Consider the following 16,909-nt stretch of genomic DNA (forward strand, 5'->3'; position numbering starts at 1 on the left):
ACCCCCGGCGCCACCATCGGGAACGTAGATGACGCAGCCCATCCTGACCCTTTCTGGCATCGGCAAGAGCTTCCCCGGCGTGCGGGCGCTCAATGGCGTGGCGCTGGAGCTTTATCCGGGCGAGGTGACGGCGCTGATCGGCGAGAACGGGGCCGGCAAATCCACCTTGGTCAAGATCCTGACCGGGATCTACCAGCCCGATGCGGGGGAAATTGCCATTGCGGGCAAGCCCGTGGTGCTGCCGACGGCCCATGCCGCCTTTGCGGCGGGGGTGACGGCGATCCACCAGGAAACGGTGTTGTTCGACGAGCTGACCGTGGCCGAAAATATTTATCTGGGCCATGCGCCGCGCACGCGGCTGGGGCTGATCGACTGGCGCACCATGCGCAGTGAGGCCAAGGCAACGCTCGATGCCATGGCGGCCGGGATCGAACCCGATCTCAAGCTCAAGGAACTGGGGATCGCTAAAAAGCACCTAGTGGCAGTGGCACGCGCGCTGTCGATCGACGCGCAGGTGGTGATCATGGATGAACCCACCGCCGCGCTCAGCCAAAAGGAGATCGAGGAGCTTTATGTGCTCATCGAGCTGCTCAAGGAAGACGGCAAGGCGATCCTCTTCATCTCCCACAAATTCGACGAGATCTATCGCATTGCCGACCGCTTCACCGTGTTCCGCGATGGCGAAATGGTGGGCAAGGGGCTGATCCGCGACACCAGCCAGAACCAGATCGTGCAGATGATGGTGGGGCGGGCGGTGGACCAGATCTTTCCCGCCCGCACGCCCGAGATCGGCGAGGTGGTGCTCGAGGCGAGGGGGCTGTCGCACCCCACCGAGTTCGAGGATGTGTCGTTCAGCCTGCGCCGCGGCGAAATCCTCGGCTTTTATGGCCTCGTGGGGGCGGGGCGCAGCGAGGTGATGCAGGCGGTGTTCGGCATGACGGCGCTGTCGGGCGGTACGCTGAGCCTCGACGGCAAGCCGATCAACCCGCGCTCGGCCGCCGATGCGGTGGAAGCGGGTATTGTTTATGTGCCCGAGGAACGCGGGCGGCAGGGGGTGATCACCAACCTGCCCATTTTCCAGAATGTGTCACTGCCCTCGCTGCGCCGCACGAGCAAGAGCCATGTGCTGCAGCTGGCACAAGAATTTGCGCTGGCGCGCTCGTTCACCGGGCGGCTCGATCTGCGCGCCTCCTCGCTCAGCCAGGATGTGTCGACCCTTTCGGGCGGCAACCAGCAAAAGGTGGTGATCGCCAAATGGCTCGCGACCGGGCCGCGGGTGATCATTCTCGACGAGCCCACCAAAGGCATCGATATCGGCTCCAAGGCGGCGGTGCATGGCTTCATGGGCGAGCTGGTGAGCGGAGGGCTGAGCGTGATCATGGTGTCGTCCGAGCTGCCTGAGGTGCTGGGGATGAGCGACCGCATTGTGGTGATGCGCGAAGGGCGGGTAGTGGCCGTGCTCGACAACAAGGGGCTGCAGCCCGAAACCCTGGTGCGCCTTGCGGCGGGGATCGCGCCAGAGGAGGCGGCGGCATGAAGGCCTTGGCCAAGCAGCGCGAAATCTGGCTGGCCGGAGCGATTGTGCTGGTGATTGTGCTGGTGACGCTGCGCTTTCCTCGCTTTGCCCAGCCGGGCAATCTGCTGACCATCTTCAACGACACCTCCATCCTGATCATGCTGGCGCTCGGGCAGATGGCGGTGATCCTGACCCGCTCCATCGACCTGTCGCAGGCCGCCAATTTGGCGCTGACCGGCATGATCGCGGCCATGTTCAATGCCGCGTTTCCGGGGGTGCCGATCCCCGCGGTGATGGCGATGTGCCTTCTTGTGGGTGCAGTTTTGGGCGGGGTGAACGGGCTTTTGGTGTGGAAGCTCAACATCCCCTCCATCGTCGTGACCCTGGGGACGCTGACGATCTTTCGCGGGCTGGTGTTCGTGCTTTCGGGCGGGGCCTGGGTCAATGCTGCCCAGATGAGCCCCGATTTCATCAATCTGCAGCGCGCCGTAGTGCTGGGACTGCCGGTGCTGAGCTGGATTGCCATTGCGGTGGCGGCGCTGTTTTACGTGCTGATGACGCGCACCCCGCTCGGGCGCGCAATCTATGCCATCGGGGTCAATCCGACCGCGGCGGTTTATACCGGGATCGATGTGGGGCGCACCAAGTTCCTCGCCTTCACCATTGCCGGCGCGATCGCCGGGCTGTGCGGTTATCTTTGGGTGTCGCGCTATGTGATCGCCTCGACCGAGGTCGCGAGCGGCTATGAGCTGACCATCATCGCCGCATGCGTGATCGGCGGGGTCTCGATTGCCGGTGGCATCGGCACCGTGGGCGGCACGTTGCTGGGGGCGTTGTTCTTGGGCGTGATCAACAATGCGCTGCCGGTGATCAATATTTCCCCGTTCTGGCAGATGGCGATTTCCGGGGCCGCGATCCTGTTGGCGGTGGTGCTCAATGCCCGGGGAGAGCGCTCGGCAGGGCGGGTGATCTTGCGAAAGGCGGAGGCGTGATGGCTTCCATGCCGGGTTCTGGCGCTCCCTCCCCCCTGGGGGAGGGTCGGGATGGGGGGTGGTGCAGTGGGTCGCTGGATCTGCAACTATCGGAAGCTATGAGATGACCGACACCGTAACAACCCGCCAATTGCCGGATCGGCTTGATCATCCCCTGCGCTCGGCACTGCTGAGCTGGGAATCGCTGCTGGTGCTGGTGGCGGTGGGAATTTTCATCGCCAATTCATTGGCTTCGCCTTACTTCCTCAATGAATGGTCGCTGTCGGACCTGACCTTCAACTTCACCGAAAAGGCGCTGATTGCGCTCGCCATGGCGCTGCTGATCATTTCGGGCGAGATCGATCTGTCGGTAGCGGCGATCATTGCCCTGGCCTCGACGCTGATGGGCCTGGCGCTGCAATGGGGCGTGGATACGCCCGGGCTGGTCGCGATCGGGGTTGGGGTGGGGCTTTTGTGCGGCGCCTTCAATGGGGCGCTGGTGACCGGGCTCAAGCTGCCCTCGATCGTCGTTACCATTGGTACGATGAGCCTGTTCCGGGGCATCGCCTTCATCATCCTGGGCGATGGCAGCTTCAAGGGTTACCCGGCCAGCTTCAGCTTTTTCGGGCAGGGCTATGTGTGGTGGGTGATCTCGTTTGAACTGGTGCTGTTTGTTGTGGCGGCAGTGATCTTCTGGTTCATGCTGCACCGCACCACGTTTGGCCGCCAGATCTATGCCATCGGCAACAATGCCGTGGCGGCGCGCTTTACCGGCGTGCGGGTGGATCGCATCAAGTTCGTGCTGTTTTGCCTGACCGGGCTGATGAGCGGCATTGCCGCCGTGCTGCTGACGGCGCGGCTGGGCTCCACCCGGCCGTCCATTGCCGAAGGCTTCGAGCTCGAGGCCATCACCATGGTGGTGCTGGGCGGGGTCAATATCCTGGGCGGCGGCGGCTCGATTATTGGTGTCGTACTGGCCGCCGTGATCATGGGGCTGGTGACATTCGGGCTTGGGCTGCTCAATGTTCCGGGCATCGTCATGTCGATCTTTATCGGCACGCTGCTGATCGTGGTGATCGCGCTGCCCATCCTGTTCCGCCTGTGGAGAACGCGCAGCCAATGAGCGACTGGGAAAAACACGCCTTCAAGATGCAGCTCAATCCCGGCATGGCTGCCGAATACAAGAAGCGCCATGACGAGATATTTCCCGAACTGATTGAACTGCTCAAGCAAGCGGGGGTGCGCGATTATTCCATCCATCTCGATGAGGAAACCAATATCCTCTTTGGCGTGCTGTGGCGGCGCAAGGATCACACCATGGACGCGCTGCCCAACCATCCGGTGATGCAGCGCTGGTGGGCCCATATGGCCGATGTCATGGCCACCAATGAACGGAACGAGCCGGTTTCGGTCGACCTCAAGCCCATGTTCTGGATGGAGTAGCCGCGCGCCCCTAGTGGAGGGACGCGGGCGCGTGGGCTTTGCGGACGGCCCGCGCCATCAGCCACACCGCGAGCACGACGAAGGGCGCTGCGATCGAGAGCGCCATGGTCTTGTGCAGGTGCAATTCCTCGAGCGGCCCGGCGAGGAGATAGCTCAGGATGCCCAAAAGGTAGTAGCTGATGGCGATGGTCGAGAGCCCTTCCACGGTGCGCTGCAGCAGGAACTGGCTGCGCGAGGTCTGGGCGATGTTGTCGAGCACGGCGGCGTTTTGCACCTGCATATCAACGCCGATGCGCACATTGAGCAGGCCGATGGCGCGTTCGAGCTTGGCCGACAGTACGGCGAGGCGCTTTTCCATCGCCGCGCAAGTGGCGAGACCCGGATCGACCCGGTTGCCGATATAGCTGCCAAGGGTCGAGCCGCGATCGGTGCCGGTTTCCCGGATGCCCTGCACCCGCACGCGCAAAATGTCGCCATAGGCGTGTCCGGCGGCAAAACGATAGCCGAGGCGTTCCGACATCTGGCTGGAGCGCACTGAAAGCGCATGGAGGGCATCAAGGGCCGCCTGGACCGCAGCCGGCGTAGTCGCCTCGGAAAGCTCTTCCATCAGCGCGGTGAGTTCGGTTTCGATACGCCGCAATTCGGGCGCGGTGCTGCGCGCCAGGGGCAGGCCAAGCAGCGCCATGGTTCGATAGGTTTCGATCTCGAGAATACGGCGCACGATGATGGAGCGGCGCAGCGGCGTCAGGCCGCCGGCCGCCAGCTCGAAACGGGTGAAGCGGTCCGCATCGGGTACGAAATCGGTGGCGATCTGGGCTTTGCCCGCTTCCACATTGGCGAGGCACAGGCTGGGCAGACTGAACCCGGGCACCAAGCGGTCGGGGATCGTGGTTTCGGCAATGACATCGAGCCGCATCGCCCCGATCAGGAGCCCATCGGCCAGAACCTCAAGGCCAAGCCCATCGGGACGATTGTCGTTGTCGTCCAACTCGCTGCGCCAGGTGACGGTGACGAACTCGGTGTGAAACTCCCAGGTGACCTGCCGTCCGGCGCCGCCAAAGCTGTGCTGGCGCGTATCGGGCTGGGGCAGCGGGAGGTCTTGTTCGGCGCAAAACGCAGCGAAGCGCTCGAACACGGCCAGCATGGCGCCGGCCACGGGCGGCATCACCACGACGAGGCGGCGCAATCGGCAGGTCTCGGGCACGATCTCGACGGGACGGGCATGGACCTCCGCCATGATGGCGTCGCGGTAGGGGTGATCAGCAATGGTGGTTTGAACCATAAAAGGGCTCCGGCCCGGCCCGAATGCCGGTCGGCCATGTGGCGCTACCCGGCCGCGCTTGGCAATGAGGCGTTCGGGCGCGCTACTTTGGTCGAAGAGGCGGGAACGCGAGGGCGGGGGTAGCGCTTATCATGGATTAGAAGCGCGGCGCAGAGCCGTGATTTCGCTCGCGCTCGGTTTGCCCAGATACGAGGAATATTGGGCGAGTTTTTCCGAGCTGTTTCCTTTGCCGCCAATTTCGCCCTAGCTCATTTTCGCAGGCGCGCTAGGTTAACCCGAATGGGTCGAGCGCCCGCACACACGGAGAATCGCCATGCGTCTTGCCGTCAAACTCCTGAGCGCCGCCGCCGCGCTTGCCGTTTCCATCACCGCCGCCCAGGCGCAGGTGGTGGTGTCCTCCAAGATCGACACCGAAGGGGGCGTGCTGGGGAACATCATTCTCCAGGTGCTGCAGAATAACGACATTGCCGTGGAAGATCGCACGCAGCTGGGCGGCACGCCGATCGTGCGCGAAGCCATCATTGCCGGCGAAATCGACATCTATCCCGAATATACCGGTAATGGCGCCTATTTCTTCGAGGGGACCGATCCCGCGCTCTGGAACGACGCAGCCAAGGCCTATGCCGAGGTCAAAAAGCTCGACTATGACGCCAACAAGATCGTCTGGCTGAGCCCGTCGCCGGCCAACAATACCTGGGCGGTGGCACTGCGGGGCGATCTGGCGGAAGCCAATAACCTCAAGACCTTCTCCGAGTTCGGGGAATGGGTGGCTGGTAGTGGCGAGGTCAAGCTCGCCGCTTCGGCCGAATTCGTCAACTCGCCCGCAGCACTGCCCAAGTTCCAGGAAGTCTATGGCTTTACCCTGTCGCCTGACCAGCTGATTACCCTCTCGGGCGGTGACACGGCGGCCACGATCGCGGCGGCAGCCCAGCAGACCAATGGCGTCAACGCTGCCATGGTTTATGGCACTGATGGGGGGATCGCCCCTTCGGGCCTGGTGGTGCTGGAAGACGATAAGGGCGTGCAGCCCGTTTATCAGCCCGCCCCGATCATCCGCGAGGAAGTTCTGACCGAGTATCCGCAGATCGAGGAACTGCTGACGCCGGTGTTTGAAGCGCTGACGCTCGAAACGCTGCAGGAGCTCAATGGCCGCGTGCAGGTGGGCGGTGAAGCCGCATCGGCGGTAGCCACCGACTTCCTGACGCAGGGCGGGTTCCTGAACTAGGCCCGTGCGCGAAGTGGGGATGCGCATGCACCCCACTTCTGGCCTGCCATGGCGCAAGGGAGCCGCATGAGCACTGCCACTGCCGCTCCAGCGCGCCAGCCCATTTGGCTCGGCCTCGACAAGCTTGGCGTTCTCATCGCGGCGATCGCTGCGGCGGGGACGGTTTTGCCGTTCGCGCTGTTTCGCGCCAATCGCATCGTGCCGGGCGAGGCGCGCGGGATTCTCGAGGCCCTGCCGCCCGCCGAGGGCGCGGTGCTGCTCGCCGTGCTGGTGGGTGGGATCGTCGCGGCATTGCTGCGCCTGCCGCGCCGGATCAAGCTGGGGGCGGCGACACTGGCGCTGGTGGCACTGGCGATGATGATCGGGCGCTCGGCGGAGTTTCTGACGCCGCCGGAGAACACGTTTGCCCGGGTGTCGCCGGGCGCCGGGTTCTGGCTGCTGGTGTTTGCTTTTGCCCTGCTGCTGGCCGATTGCCTGACTCGATTGCGGCTCCAGCCCTGGCTGCGCATCGCCGTGCTCGCCGGCGTGGCCTTGGCGATGGCGGCGTGGCTGTGGTCGGGGGCCTGGAACGATCTGGCATTGCTCAAGGAATACAGCACCCGCGCCGCCGCGTTCTGGAACGAGGGGCGCACGCATCTGGCGCTGGCCTTTGGGTCGGTGGCGGCAGCGATTGCCGTGGGCGTGCCGCTGGGCGTCCTGTGCTTCAAGGTCAAGCCGCTGCGCGCGAGTGTGCTCGGCGTGCTCAACATCATCCAGACCGTCCCCTCCATTGCCCTTTTTGGCCTCCTGATCGCGCCGCTCGCCTGGGTGGCGGCCACGGTGCCGGGGGCGGCGCGGCTGGGGATTTCGGGCATTGGTGCGGCGCCGGCGCTGGTGGCGCTCTTTGCCTATGCGCTGCTGCCCATTGTCTCCAACACCGTGGTGGGGCTGGTCGGCGTGCCACCGGCAGCAGTGGATGCAGCGCGCGGCATGGGCATGACGGCAAGGCAACGACTGTTGGGCATCCAGTTTCCGCTGGCCTTTCCGGTGATCCTCACCGGCATTCGCATCGTGCTGGTGCAAAATATTGGCCTGGCGACTATCGCCGCGCTGATCGGGGGCGGGGGCTTTGGCGTCTTTGTGTTCCAGGGCATCGGGCAAACCGCGATGGACCTGGTGCTGCTGGGCGCCATTCCCACGGTGGCGCTGGCCTTTGCCGCGGCAGTGGTGCTCGACGCGCTGATCGAGATGAGCGGAGGGCGGGGGCGGCCGGCATGATCGAGATCGACAAAGTTTCCAAGATTTATGATGGCACCGCGGTGGTCGATGGGGTGACGCTGACCGTGGCGCCGCGCACGATCTGCGTGATCGTGGGCACGTCGGGCTCAGGCAAGACGACGCTGCTGCGCATGATCAACCGGCTGGTGGAGCCCAGTGCCGGCACGATCCGCATCGACGGCGAGGATACGCGCAGCATCGAGGCCTATCAGCTGCGCCGGCGCATGGGCTACGCCATCCAGGGGCATGGGCTGTTTCCTCACCGCACGGTGGCGCAGAACATCGCCACCGTGCCCAAGCTCCTCGGCTGGGACAAGGCGCGCCGCAACGCGCGGGTCGATGAACTGCTCGAGCTGTTCCAGCTTGATCCCGGCCAATATCGCGACCGGCTGCCCCATGAACTGTCGGGTGGCCAGCAACAGCGCATCGGGGTGGCGCGGGCGCTGGCGGCTGAGCCCAATATCTTGCTGATGGACGAGCCCTATGGCGCGCTTGATCCCCTGATCCGCGCCAAGGCGCAGGAGGATCTGCTGGCGATCCAGCGGCGGTTCAAGACCACGATCGTGCTCGTGACCCATGACATGGAAGAAGCCATTCACCTGGGCGACACGATCGCGGTGATGGACAAGGGCCAGCTGTTGCAATGCGCCGCGCCCGCCGAGATCATCGCCCGTCCCGCGAGCCCCTTTGTAGCCGAGCTGATCGGCACCAGCGAACGCCCGTTCCGCCTGCTGTCGCTCGAGCGGGTGGGCGATCATCTCGAGCCCGGCACCGCAACGGGCGAGCCGATCGAGGCGGGCGCTTCGCTGCGGGATGCTTTGGCCGAATTGCTATGGTCGGGGCGGGCGGCGCTGCCGGTGCGCCGGGACGGGCAGATCGTGGGGCAGGTGACGCGCGAGGCGCTGTCGCGGCTGGCGGCGCGACCGCAATGACAGTGGGCAATGGGGTGCGGCTGCTGGCGCTCGCGGTGCTGGTGCTGTTTTTGATCCAGCCCGAGCTGTTCAGCCCGTTTTTTGCGCTGTTCACCAAGCCGGGGCAGCCGGCGATCTACAACCAGGGCGGTCTGCTCGACATCACGTTCAACCATTTGGCGATCGTGCTGGCGGCCACCATCGCCGCCACCATTGCGGCGGCCGGGCTGGCGATCGTGGTGACCCGCCCGTTCGGGGCCGAGTTCCTGCCGCTTTGCCGTTCCCTGGCCAATATCGGGCAGACCTTTCCGCCGGTGGCGGTGCTGGCGCTGGCGGTGCCGGCGCTCAACAGTTTCGGCACGGCGCCGACGCTGCTGGCGCTGTTTTTGTATGCGCTGCTGCCCATCTTCGAAAATACCCTCACGGGCCTCACCAATCTGCCCGCCGCGGTGACCGATGCGGCCAAGGGCATGGGGATGACGGGATGGCAGCGGCTCATGAAGGTCGAGCTGCCGCTGGCGCTGCCGGTGATCCTCGCGGGCATTCGGCTCTCGACGGTGATTTCGCTCTCCACGGCGACCATCGGCTCGACCGTGGCGGCGCGCACGCTGGGCGAAGTTATCATCGCCGGCCTGTTAACGGGTAATACTGCCTTCGTGCTGCAGGGCGGGCTGATCGTGGCTGTTCTTGCGGTGCTGATTTATGATGGGCTTTCGGCGCTCGAGCGGATGCTGATGGTGCGGACGGGGCAGGCGGGCCGGGCGGAGGGGTGAAGGATGGCGCGCGATCACGAATTGGAGCAGCGGGTGCTCGACGATCTCGGACCGCTGCCGGGGTTGAGCGAGAAAGCCATGTTTGGCGGGCTGGTCTGGCTGCTCGATGGGCACATGTTGTGTGCGGCCACCGGCGAAGGTCTGATGGTGCGGCTGGGCAGGGGCAATGACGCCTGGGCGCTGCAAGAGCCTGATATTGCTGTGGTCGTGATGTCTGGCAAGCCGATGCCGGGCTGGGTGCGGGCGGGCATCGGGGCCTGTGCCGACGAGCAATTGCGGCGGCGCCTGCTCGATGCGGCGGTCACTTTCGTGGGCGCGCTACCCTCCAAAAACTGAGGGTTTTTGCCTTCGAGCGGACACAAAGATGAACCCCAGCTGAACGGGGTTTTAATCATGAGTTCAATGGTCTGCGCTAAAGTGCTCATGTCCAGCCAGTTGAAAGCCGAACCACCATGAACAAGCGACAGGAAAAGGTGTTGATCGCGACGCTGTGCGGCTTGGTCGTGACCGCAGCGGCAGGCTTTGTAATTCAGCCGGCCAATGCGGCCAGCACGCCGGTGCAGGCGAGCTCTTTTGCCGGCGAACCGGTGGCGCTGCCGAGAGCGCCAACGCTGCAGGTCCTGACGCAGCCGCTGGCGCCTCCCGGCCTCTGGCATTGACTTTTCCGGCTGGCTGCTATTCGCAAGAAGCGGTCAGTTGGAGTGCTTTGCGATGGATGCCAATCCCGTTCTTGCCGAAACCACCCGCGGCAACTGGATCGAGAACCGCCATCGTGGCGCCTTTGCCGTGGTGGATGCCAATGGCGCGCTGATCGCCTCGGCCGGCGATATCGACTTTCCCATCTTTCCCCGCTCAGCCATTAAATCCATGCAGGCGCTGGCCATCTTTGGCAGCGACGCCATTGGCGAGTTCCATCACACCCCTCAGGAGCTGGCGCTGGCCTGCGCTTCCCACCATGGCGAGGAGCCGCATGTGGAAGGCGTCGCCCATCTGCTGGAGCGATTGGGGCTGTCGGTGGATGACCTGGAATGCGGCGCCCATCCGCCCACCAACCCGGCGGCGCGCGAGGCGCTGCGCCAGGCGGGGCTCAAGCCCACGGCACTGCACAATAATTGCTCGGGCAAGCATGGCGGCATGCTGAGCGTGGCGCTGGCCATGGGCCTGCCGACCAAGGGCTATGTGGAGCGTGAGCACGCGGTGCAGCGCGCGGTGCGCGACGCCATTGAAATGGTGATCGGCGAACCGCTGAGCGAAGAGCGCTGCGGCACTGACGGCTGTTCCATCCCCACTTTTGCGGCGCCCTTGCGCGCCTTTGCCCGCGGCTTTGCCGTCATGGCGACGGGGCGGGGTCTGCCGGCCGACATGGCGGCGGGCGCGCGGCAGCTGTTTGACGCGGCCACGCAACACCCGCTGCTGGTGGCGGGAACGGGGCATGCCGATACGCGCATCATGGCCGTCTTTGGTGGGCGGGTGATGCAAAAGATCGGCGCCGAAGGGGTGCAGTGCGGCGCGATCCGCGACAAGGGCTGGGGCTATGCCCTCAAATGCGATGACGGCAACATGGCTGCTTCCCAGTCCATGCTGGCAGGCCTGCTGCTGAACTATTCCGATCCCGAGGCCGACCAGCTGGCAGTGCTGCAATCCATTGCCAACCGGCCGATCAACAGCGTCCGGGGTGCTCAGGTGGGGTGGCTGCGCCCGGCTGGTCCCCTGGCTTAAACCATGGCGCGGCTTGTCCCTGCCGCCGGCACACCGCTATAAGGACCCACCTTAGTCAGGGCGAGGCCGATGCGCGACAGTGATCAAATCTTTCTCGGGGCCAGCACGCAGCCAGAAACCCTGGCGCTGCGCTATGCCAATCGGCATGGGCTGATCACCGGGGCGACCGGCACCGGCAAGACGGTGACCCTGCAGGTGCTGGCGGAAGGATTTTCGCGCGCCGGGGTGCCGGTGTTCTGCGCCGACATCAAGGGCGATCTATCGGGGCTCGCCGTTGCGGGCGAGGCCAAGCCGGCGCTGATGGAGCGGGCCGACAAGATCGGGCTGCCTGGGGGACTGGCATTCGAGGGCTCGCCCACGATTTTCTGGGACCTGTTCGGCAAGCAGGGCCATCCCGTCCGGACCACGATTTCGGAGATCGGGCCGCTGCTGCTGAGCCGCTTGCTCGATCTCAACGACACCCAGGAAGGCGTGCTCAACATTGCCTTCAAGGTGGCCGATGATGAAGGCCTGTTGCTGCTCGACCTCAAGGATCTGCGGGCGTTGCTGACTGATCTCGGGCAGCGCAGCAAGGAGATCTCGCTGCGCTATGGCAATGTGAGCTCGGCCAGCATTGGCGCGATCCAGCGCGACCTGCTGGTGCTGGAACAGCAGGGGGCGGAAAGCTTTTTCGGCGAACGGGCGCTCGAGATCGCCGATCTCATGCGCACCGACCGCGACGGGCGCGGTTTTGTGTCGGTGCTGGCCGCCGACGAGCTGATGCGCTCGCCCCGGCTGTATTCAACCTTCCTGCTCTGGCTGTTGTCGGAGCTGTTCGAGGAACTGCCCGAGGTCGGCGACCCGGAAAAACCCCGGCTGGTATTCTTTTTCGATGAAGCGCATCTGCTGTTCGACGATGCGCCCAAGGCGCTGATCGACAAGGTCGAGCAGGTGGTCAAGCTCATTCGCTCCAAGGGCGTGGGCGTGTATTTCGTGACCCAGAACCCTGCCGATATTCCCGAAGCGGTGCTGGCGCAACTGGGCAACCGGGTGCAGCACGCGCTACGCGCCTATACGCCGCGCGAGCAAAAGGCGGTGCGCGTAGCAGCCGAAACTTTCCGGGCCAACCCGGCTTTTTCCACCGAGGAAGCCATTACCCAGCTGGGGACCGGCGAAGCGCTGGTCTCGACGCTAGGCGAAAAGGGCGTTCCTTCAATGGTTGGGCGCACCATGATCCGCCCGCCAAGCGGCCGCATCGGTCCGCTGACCCCGGCCGAGCGGCAGGCCGTGATTGCCGATTCGCCAGTCGGGGGGCTCTATGATGCGGTGATCGACCGGGATTCAGCGTTTGAAGTTTTGGCGCGCAAGGCCGAGCGCCGCCAAGATGAGGCGGGCGCCGAGCGAGAGCGCAAGGAGACGCAGGCCCCCCGGCGTTCCTCACGCCAGACTCCGGCGGAAGCGGCGATGAATTCACTGGCCCGCACCGTGGCCAACCGGCTGGGCAGTGCGCTGGTGCGCGGCGTGCTTGGCAGCCTGAAGCGGGGATGGTGATGATGGCGGATTCGGTTTCCCCCACAGTGACATTGGCGGTTTTCGCGTCTGACCGGGGGCCGGGCGATCCCGAGCGCTCGAGCATCATGAGCCAGGCGGGAAGCCTGTTTGCCCGCAGGGGCGCCGCGATCGTGTGCCTGGCCGAGCAAGGCGTACTGCCGGTGCCGCTGATCACCGCGGCGCGCGCTGCTGGCGGGCGGGTGCAGATCATTGGGGACGACACCATTGTGCTGCCGCCAGCGCTTGACGGCGTGCCGCTTGAGATCATTGCCGATCGCAGCGAACGGGCGGCCCGGGTCGGGGCGCTTGCCGATGCCTTCGTGGCGCTGCCGGGGTCGCTGGCTTCGATTTCGGCCCTTTTCACCACCTGGTCCGCCGCCAAGGAAAAGGGACTGGTGCGGCCCGTGGTCATGCTCAACCGGCACAAGGCCTTTGATGTGGTGCGCGGTTATGCGGCCGATGTGCTGTCGCACAGCCTGCAGGGCCATGATCGCCTGCTGCAGTTTTCCGATTCGGTCGAGGATGTCTGGACGCGGGCGAGCCGGTTGGTAGGCGAGCGCTAGTTCGGCGAGAGCTGGGGCGCGCTGGGCTGCGCTCGCTTGGGAAACAGCTGCACCACATTGTCCGAAGCGCGCCGGTTAAAAAGCGGCTGGGGCGAGATGCCGGGCAGGTTTTTACGGCGCTCCGGGCCGCGGTAGACAGGCACGGGGCTATAACCGGTGCCGGCGGCGGCCCGCAGGCGGGCCTGCACCCGCTGCAGCAGATGGCGGGGCGACATTGGCTTGATCACCACTTCATCAATTCCGGCGCTGATGGCCTGATGGCGCATGGGCGGGGTGATGGCACGGGTGAGCGCGATCACCGGCACCTCGCGGCAGAGAATGGTGAGGTCGAGCCGGATCGCTTCCACCATTTCATAGGCGGGGCGGCCTTCCCGATCGAAATCGACGATCAAGACATCAATGGGGGCAAGGCGCATATAAGCAAAGAGCGCGGCTTCGCAATCGAACTGGCGCACGCGCAGCCGCAGGTCACCAGCCAGAACCATCGCCAGCAGGGATGACAGCGCGTCATTGGCTGCAAAAACAGCGACAAGTTTGCCTGATGAAGACACGCACACAACCCCTAATGGTAAACAAAGGGTTAGCAGGTGACATTGAGTCGGGCGAAGCAAAGCCGCAGCGCCCACAGCATTTCTTGTGGAAAGCACAGATGAAGGCTTGGGGGCGGGGCGAGGCCCAAAGCAAGAGGCCCGCCGCAATCAAGCGACGGGCCCATTGGCTGGAAGCGGAAGCGATCAGCCGCGCGCTTCGGTGAACATCTGCTCGACATGTTCCCAGTTCACGAGGTTATCGAACCAGGCTTCGAGATATTTCGGGCGGGCATTGCGATAGTCGATGTAATAGGAGTGCTCCCACACATCGACGCCCAAGATCGGCTTGCCGCCATGCACGAGCGGGGACTCGCCATTGGCGGTCTTGGTGACTTCGAGCTTGCCGTTCTTGACCGACAGCCATGCCCAGCCCGAACCGAACTGGGTGGTGCCGGCATTGATGAAATCGGCACGGAACTTGTCAAAACCGCCAAGGTCGGAGTCGATGGCTGCCTGCAGCGCGCCGGGCAGTTTGTTGCCGCCGCCATTGGGCTTCATCCACTGCCAGAAATGCACGTGGTTATAGTGCTGGCCGGCATTGTTGAAGAGGCCCTGATTGGTGCCAAAGCTCGCCTGCACGATTTCTTCGAGGCTCTTGCCTTCCAGCCCCGAGCCTTCCAGCAGCTTGTTGCCGTTGGTCACATAAGCCTGGTGGTGCTTGTCGTGGTGAAACTCAAGCGTTTCGGCCGACATATAGGGGCCAAGCGCGTCCTTGGAATAGGGCAGTTCGGGCAGTTCAAAAGCCATGAGTAGCCTCCTGTTGAATCGATAAGTCCGGGCCGGGTCCAAGCCTATAAGAGCTTGCCGGCATTGCTGCAATCAGCCCTGCGCTGATTGAGTTGATTGCGCCAGCCCTACGCAATCGAGCGCAAAGGCATAGCACATGGCGGTCTCCTTGATACGGTCGAACCGTCCCGAAGCGCCGCCATGCCCTGCGCCCATATTGGTCTTGAGGTAAAGCGGCGCTGCGCCGGTTTTGGTTGCACGCAATTTGGCGACCCATTTGGCGGGCTCCCAATAGGTGACGCGCGGATCGGTGAGGCCCGCAAGCGCAAAGATCGGCGGATAATCCTGGGCTGCGACCTGCTCATAGGGCGCGTAGCTAGCGATGCGGCGATAATCCTCGGCCGAAAGGAGGGGATTGCCCCATTCGGGCCATTCGGGCGGGGTGAGGGGGAGGGTGTCGTCGAGCATGGTGTTGAGCACATCCACGAACGGCACCTGGGCGAGGATCCCGCCCCACAGATCGGGCCGCATATTGGCGACGGCACCCATCAGCATGCCGCCGGCCGAGCCGCCTTGCGCGACGATCCGGCCCTTGGCGGTATAGCCTTGCGCGATCAGCATTTCGGCGGCGGCGATGAAATCGGTGAAGGTATTGGTCTTGTGCTCGCGCCGGCCCTGGGCATACCAGCGATAGCCCTTTTCCATGCCGCCCCGGATATGGGCAGTGGCATGGATGAAGCCGCGATCAACGAGCGAGAGGGCGGATACGGAGAAGGCCGCGGGCATCGACATGCCATAGGCGCCATAGCCGTAGAGCAGGGCAGGGGCTGTGCCATCGAGTGGGGTGCCCTGGCGATAAAGCACGGTGACCGGGACCTGCTCGCCATCGGGGGCGGTGGCAAACAGGCGCCGCGTCACGTAATCGGCGGGGTTGTGGCCGGAGGGCACTTCCTGCTCCTTGAGCAGCGTGCGCTCGCCGGTCTCGAGATCGAGGTCATAGGTGCGCGAGGGGGTCGTGGGCGAGGAATAGGTGAGGCGGAAGGTCGAGGTATCGAACTCGTAGCCCACTGACATGCCCAGCGAATAGGCTTCCTCGTCGAACCCGACGCTGTCCTCGGCGGAGGTGCGCAGGTCGCGCACGATGATGCGGCGCAGGCCTTCGAAACGCTCGAGCCGCAGCAGGTGGTTCTTGATCACCGTGGTGTCGAGGATCAGCACGCCCTGCTGGTGGGGCACGAGATCGGTCCAGTTCTCCGGCCCCGGATTGTCGGCGGGGGCGGTGACGATCTTGAAGTCTTCCGCGCCATCGGCATTGGTGCGGATGTAAAGCACGCCCTCGCGCTCATCGACGTCATATTCGCGCTCGGTCACGCGTGGGGCAACGCAGCGGAGTTCGCCCGTGCCGTTCGCGTCGAGCAGCCAGACTTCAGAGGTCTGGTGGTCATGGGCATCAACGACGATGAACTTGCCGGACAAGGTGCGCCCGACCCCGACGAAAAAGCCGGGATCGCTTTCCTCGAAAACAATGCGATCGCTCTCCTGGGGCGTGCCGATGCGATGTTCGCGCACGCGGAAGGGGCGGTGATTGTCGTCGTATTCGGTATAAAAGATGGCCGTGCTGTCGTTGTTCCAGACATAGGAACCCGCGGTTTCGGCAATCACTTCCGGGCTGTCCGTGCCCGTGTCGAGATCGCGCACCACGATGTCGTAATATTCCGAGCCGGCGCGGTCGGCGGCCCAGGCGAGATAGCGGTGGGAGGGGTCGTGCTCGGCCCCGGCAAAGCCAAAATAGCCGTCGCCTGCCTCGATATTGCAGTCGAGGAGCACGGTTTCGGGCCCGCCATCGCGCGGGGTGCGCACGACCTGCGGATATTGCTTGCCCTCGAGCATGCGCGAATTATAGGCGAAGGGGCCATCGGGGGAGGGGATGCCGCTGTCGTCTTCCTTGATGCGGCCGCGGATCTCGCGATAGATCGTTTCCTGCAGATCAGCGGTCGGGGCGCCGAACTCGGCCTCGAAAAAGCTGTTTTCGGCTTCGAGATAATCGCGGATTTCCCCATCCAGCGTTTCGGGCTGCTGCATCACCTCCTGCCAATTGGGCGCGCGCAGCCAGTGATAGGGGTCCTCGCGCCGGTCATTGTGGTGCGTGGTGAAGTAGGGCTTGCGGGCGGCGACAGGTGGGGAAAGCTTGGGCATGAAAATTCCAGATGGGGCGAAAGCATCGGCCAAGGTGCCGGCTGCCCTCGCAGGGAGATGAAGGCAAGGTAGGGCTCCCGCCCGGTGATTTCCAGAGCGCAGCGGCAAAGCTGCAGCAACTCTGCAGGGCCAATTGTCACGCTCCCGTGATTTTAACTTGTCCCAGCAAGTCCATCCGCTAAGGTCGCCGCCCAAACAAACCGCCGG

At 64.4% G+C, this 16,909-nt stretch carries 17 protein-coding genes; 13 read left to right on the forward strand and 4 right to left on the reverse strand.

All coding sequences use genetic code 11. The features are described from left to right. The first annotated feature begins 28 nt into the window (after window positions 1-28). From HRQ64_RS06805 to rhaM, 4 genes are all read left to right on the forward strand, one after another. Window positions 29-1,537 (forward strand): sugar ABC transporter ATP-binding protein, encoded by a 1,509-nt coding sequence (locus tag HRQ64_RS06805; protein WP_172122715.1) that lies wholly within the window; start codon window positions 29-31, stop codon window positions 1,535-1,537. Then, window positions 1,534-2,508, forward strand: coding sequence for an ABC transporter permease (locus HRQ64_RS06810; protein ID WP_172122716.1), 975 nt, complete (start codon window positions 1,534-1,536; stop codon window positions 2,506-2,508). Before HRQ64_RS06805 ends, HRQ64_RS06810 begins: the two co-directional genes overlap by 4 nt. A gap of 103 nt (window positions 2,509-2,611) precedes the next feature. After that, on the forward strand, window positions 2,612-3,610 hold the full coding sequence (locus tag HRQ64_RS06815; RefSeq protein WP_172122717.1) for an ABC transporter permease: 999 nt from the start codon (window positions 2,612-2,614) through the stop codon (window positions 3,608-3,610). Beyond that, window positions 3,607-3,930 (forward strand): L-rhamnose mutarotase, encoded by a 324-nt coding sequence (rhaM, locus tag HRQ64_RS06820; RefSeq protein WP_172122718.1) that lies wholly within the window; start codon window positions 3,607-3,609, stop codon window positions 3,928-3,930. The genes HRQ64_RS06815 and rhaM overlap by 4 nt, the downstream gene beginning before the upstream one ends. A 10-nt stretch (window positions 3,931-3,940) precedes the next feature. Here the strand turns inward: rhaM and HRQ64_RS06825 are convergent, their stop codons facing one another. Continuing rightward, entirely contained in the window at window positions 3,941-5,212 is a 1,272-nt protein-coding gene (locus HRQ64_RS06825) for a DUF3422 domain-containing protein (RefSeq protein ID WP_172122719.1), read from the reverse strand. A gap of 313 nt (window positions 5,213-5,525) precedes the next feature. Between HRQ64_RS06825 and HRQ64_RS06830 the strand changes: the two genes are divergently transcribed. The 9 genes from HRQ64_RS06830 to HRQ64_RS06870 all read left to right on the forward strand — a co-directional run bounded on the left by HRQ64_RS06830 (window position 5,526) and on the right by HRQ64_RS06870 (window position 13,190). Continuing rightward, the gene (locus tag HRQ64_RS06830) at window positions 5,526-6,437 is read left to right on the forward strand and encodes an ABC transporter substrate-binding protein (protein ID WP_172122720.1); all 912 of its coding nucleotides are present in this window, start codon (window positions 5,526-5,528) and stop codon (window positions 6,435-6,437) included. Between the two features lie 66 nt (window positions 6,438-6,503). After that, complete coding sequence (locus HRQ64_RS06835) at window positions 6,504-7,694, forward strand: ABC transporter permease (RefSeq protein WP_172122721.1); 1,191 nt, start codon at window positions 6,504-6,506, stop codon at window positions 7,692-7,694. Continuing rightward, entirely contained in the window at window positions 7,691-8,626 is a 936-nt protein-coding gene (locus HRQ64_RS06840) for an ABC transporter ATP-binding protein (protein WP_172122722.1), read from the forward strand. The genes HRQ64_RS06835 and HRQ64_RS06840 overlap by 4 nt, the downstream gene beginning before the upstream one ends. Further along, window positions 8,623-9,378, forward strand: a complete 756-nt coding sequence (locus HRQ64_RS06845) for an ABC transporter permease (protein ID WP_172122723.1) — start codon at window positions 8,623-8,625, stop codon at window positions 9,376-9,378. The genes HRQ64_RS06840 and HRQ64_RS06845 overlap by 4 nt, the downstream gene beginning before the upstream one ends. A 3-nt stretch (window positions 9,379-9,381) precedes the next feature. After that, window positions 9,382-9,714, forward strand: coding sequence for a TfoX/Sxy family protein (locus HRQ64_RS06850; RefSeq protein WP_172122724.1), 333 nt, complete (start codon window positions 9,382-9,384; stop codon window positions 9,712-9,714). A gap of 116 nt (window positions 9,715-9,830) precedes the next feature. Further along, window positions 9,831-10,037, forward strand: coding sequence for a hypothetical protein (locus tag HRQ64_RS06855; RefSeq protein WP_127752343.1), 207 nt, complete (start codon window positions 9,831-9,833; stop codon window positions 10,035-10,037). 52 nt (window positions 10,038-10,089) lie between these two features. Next, window positions 10,090-11,097 (forward strand): asparaginase, encoded by a 1,008-nt coding sequence (locus HRQ64_RS06860; protein WP_172122725.1) that lies wholly within the window; start codon window positions 10,090-10,092, stop codon window positions 11,095-11,097. A 69-nt stretch (window positions 11,098-11,166) separates the two neighbouring features. Then, window positions 11,167-12,627: a helicase HerA-like domain-containing protein gene (locus HRQ64_RS06865; protein WP_172122726.1), complete on the forward strand. Its 1,461-nt coding sequence runs from the start codon at window positions 11,167-11,169 to the stop codon at window positions 12,625-12,627. Then, the gene (locus HRQ64_RS06870; RefSeq protein ID WP_172122727.1) at window positions 12,627-13,190 is read left to right on the forward strand and encodes a hypothetical protein; all 564 of its coding nucleotides are present in this window, start codon (window positions 12,627-12,629) and stop codon (window positions 13,188-13,190) included. The genes HRQ64_RS06865 and HRQ64_RS06870 overlap by 1 nt, the downstream gene beginning before the upstream one ends. Here HRQ64_RS06870 and HRQ64_RS06875 read toward each other — a convergent pair. The 3 genes from HRQ64_RS06875 to HRQ64_RS06885 form a co-directional block, all read right to left on the reverse strand. Continuing rightward, window positions 13,187-13,741: a response regulator gene (locus tag HRQ64_RS06875; RefSeq protein WP_172122728.1), complete on the reverse strand. Its 555-nt coding sequence runs from the start codon at window positions 13,739-13,741 to the stop codon at window positions 13,187-13,189. The genes HRQ64_RS06870 and HRQ64_RS06875 overlap by 4 nt on opposite strands. Window positions 13,742-13,924: 183 nt before the next feature. After that, a complete protein-coding gene (locus HRQ64_RS06880; RefSeq protein ID WP_172122729.1) occupies window positions 13,925-14,527 on the reverse strand; it encodes a superoxide dismutase in 603 nt (200 codons plus the stop codon). Window positions 14,528-14,599: 72 nt separating this feature from the next. Beyond that, window positions 14,600-16,702 carry a S9 family peptidase gene (locus HRQ64_RS06885; RefSeq protein WP_172122730.1) on the reverse strand — a complete coding sequence of 701 codons (2,103 nt, stop codon included), beginning with the start codon at window positions 16,700-16,702 and terminating at the stop codon, window positions 14,600-14,602. Between the last annotated feature and the right edge of the window lie 207 nt (window positions 16,703-16,909).

Origin of the sequence: Devosia sp. 919, from assembly GCF_013185965.1 — a bacterium.
Taxonomy (GTDB): Bacteria; Pseudomonadota; Alphaproteobacteria; order Rhizobiales; family Devosiaceae; genus Devosia.

What these genes read in the sequence shown, in the direction of transcription:
- HRQ64_RS06805 (WP_172122715.1), top strand. Translation starts at nt 29, where the DNA reads ATGACGCAGCCCATCCTGACCCTTTCTGGCATCGGCAAGAGCTTCCCC.
- HRQ64_RS06810 (WP_172122716.1), top strand. Translation starts at nt 1,534, where the DNA reads ATGAAGGCCTTGGCCAAGCAGCGCGAAATCTGGCTGGCCGGAGCGATT.
- HRQ64_RS06815 (WP_172122717.1), top strand. Translation starts at nt 2,612, where the DNA reads ATGACCGACACCGTAACAACCCGCCAATTGCCGGATCGGCTTGATCAT.
- rhaM (WP_172122718.1), top strand. Translation starts at nt 3,607, where the DNA reads ATGAGCGACTGGGAAAAACACGCCTTCAAGATGCAGCTCAATCCCGGC.
- HRQ64_RS06825 (WP_172122719.1), bottom strand. Translation starts at nt 5,212, where the DNA reads ATGGTTCAAACCACCATTGCTGATCACCCCTACCGCGACGCCATCATG.
- HRQ64_RS06830 (WP_172122720.1), top strand. Translation starts at nt 5,526, where the DNA reads ATGCGTCTTGCCGTCAAACTCCTGAGCGCCGCCGCCGCGCTTGCCGTT.
- HRQ64_RS06835 (WP_172122721.1), top strand. Translation starts at nt 6,504, where the DNA reads ATGAGCACTGCCACTGCCGCTCCAGCGCGCCAGCCCATTTGGCTCGGC.
- HRQ64_RS06840 (WP_172122722.1), top strand. Translation starts at nt 7,691, where the DNA reads ATGATCGAGATCGACAAAGTTTCCAAGATTTATGATGGCACCGCGGTG.
- HRQ64_RS06845 (WP_172122723.1), top strand. Translation starts at nt 8,623, where the DNA reads ATGACAGTGGGCAATGGGGTGCGGCTGCTGGCGCTCGCGGTGCTGGTG.
- HRQ64_RS06850 (WP_172122724.1), top strand. Translation starts at nt 9,382, where the DNA reads ATGGCGCGCGATCACGAATTGGAGCAGCGGGTGCTCGACGATCTCGGA.
- HRQ64_RS06855 (WP_127752343.1), top strand. Translation starts at nt 9,831, where the DNA reads ATGAACAAGCGACAGGAAAAGGTGTTGATCGCGACGCTGTGCGGCTTG.
- HRQ64_RS06860 (WP_172122725.1), top strand. Translation starts at nt 10,090, where the DNA reads ATGGATGCCAATCCCGTTCTTGCCGAAACCACCCGCGGCAACTGGATC.
- HRQ64_RS06865 (WP_172122726.1), top strand. Translation starts at nt 11,167, where the DNA reads ATGCGCGACAGTGATCAAATCTTTCTCGGGGCCAGCACGCAGCCAGAA.
- HRQ64_RS06870 (WP_172122727.1), top strand. Translation starts at nt 12,627, where the DNA reads ATGATGGCGGATTCGGTTTCCCCCACAGTGACATTGGCGGTTTTCGCG.
- HRQ64_RS06880 (WP_172122729.1), bottom strand. Translation starts at nt 14,527, where the DNA reads ATGGCTTTTGAACTGCCCGAACTGCCCTATTCCAAGGACGCGCTTGGC.
- HRQ64_RS06885 (WP_172122730.1), bottom strand. Translation starts at nt 16,702, where the DNA reads ATGCCCAAGCTTTCCCCACCTGTCGCCGCCCGCAAGCCCTACTTCACC.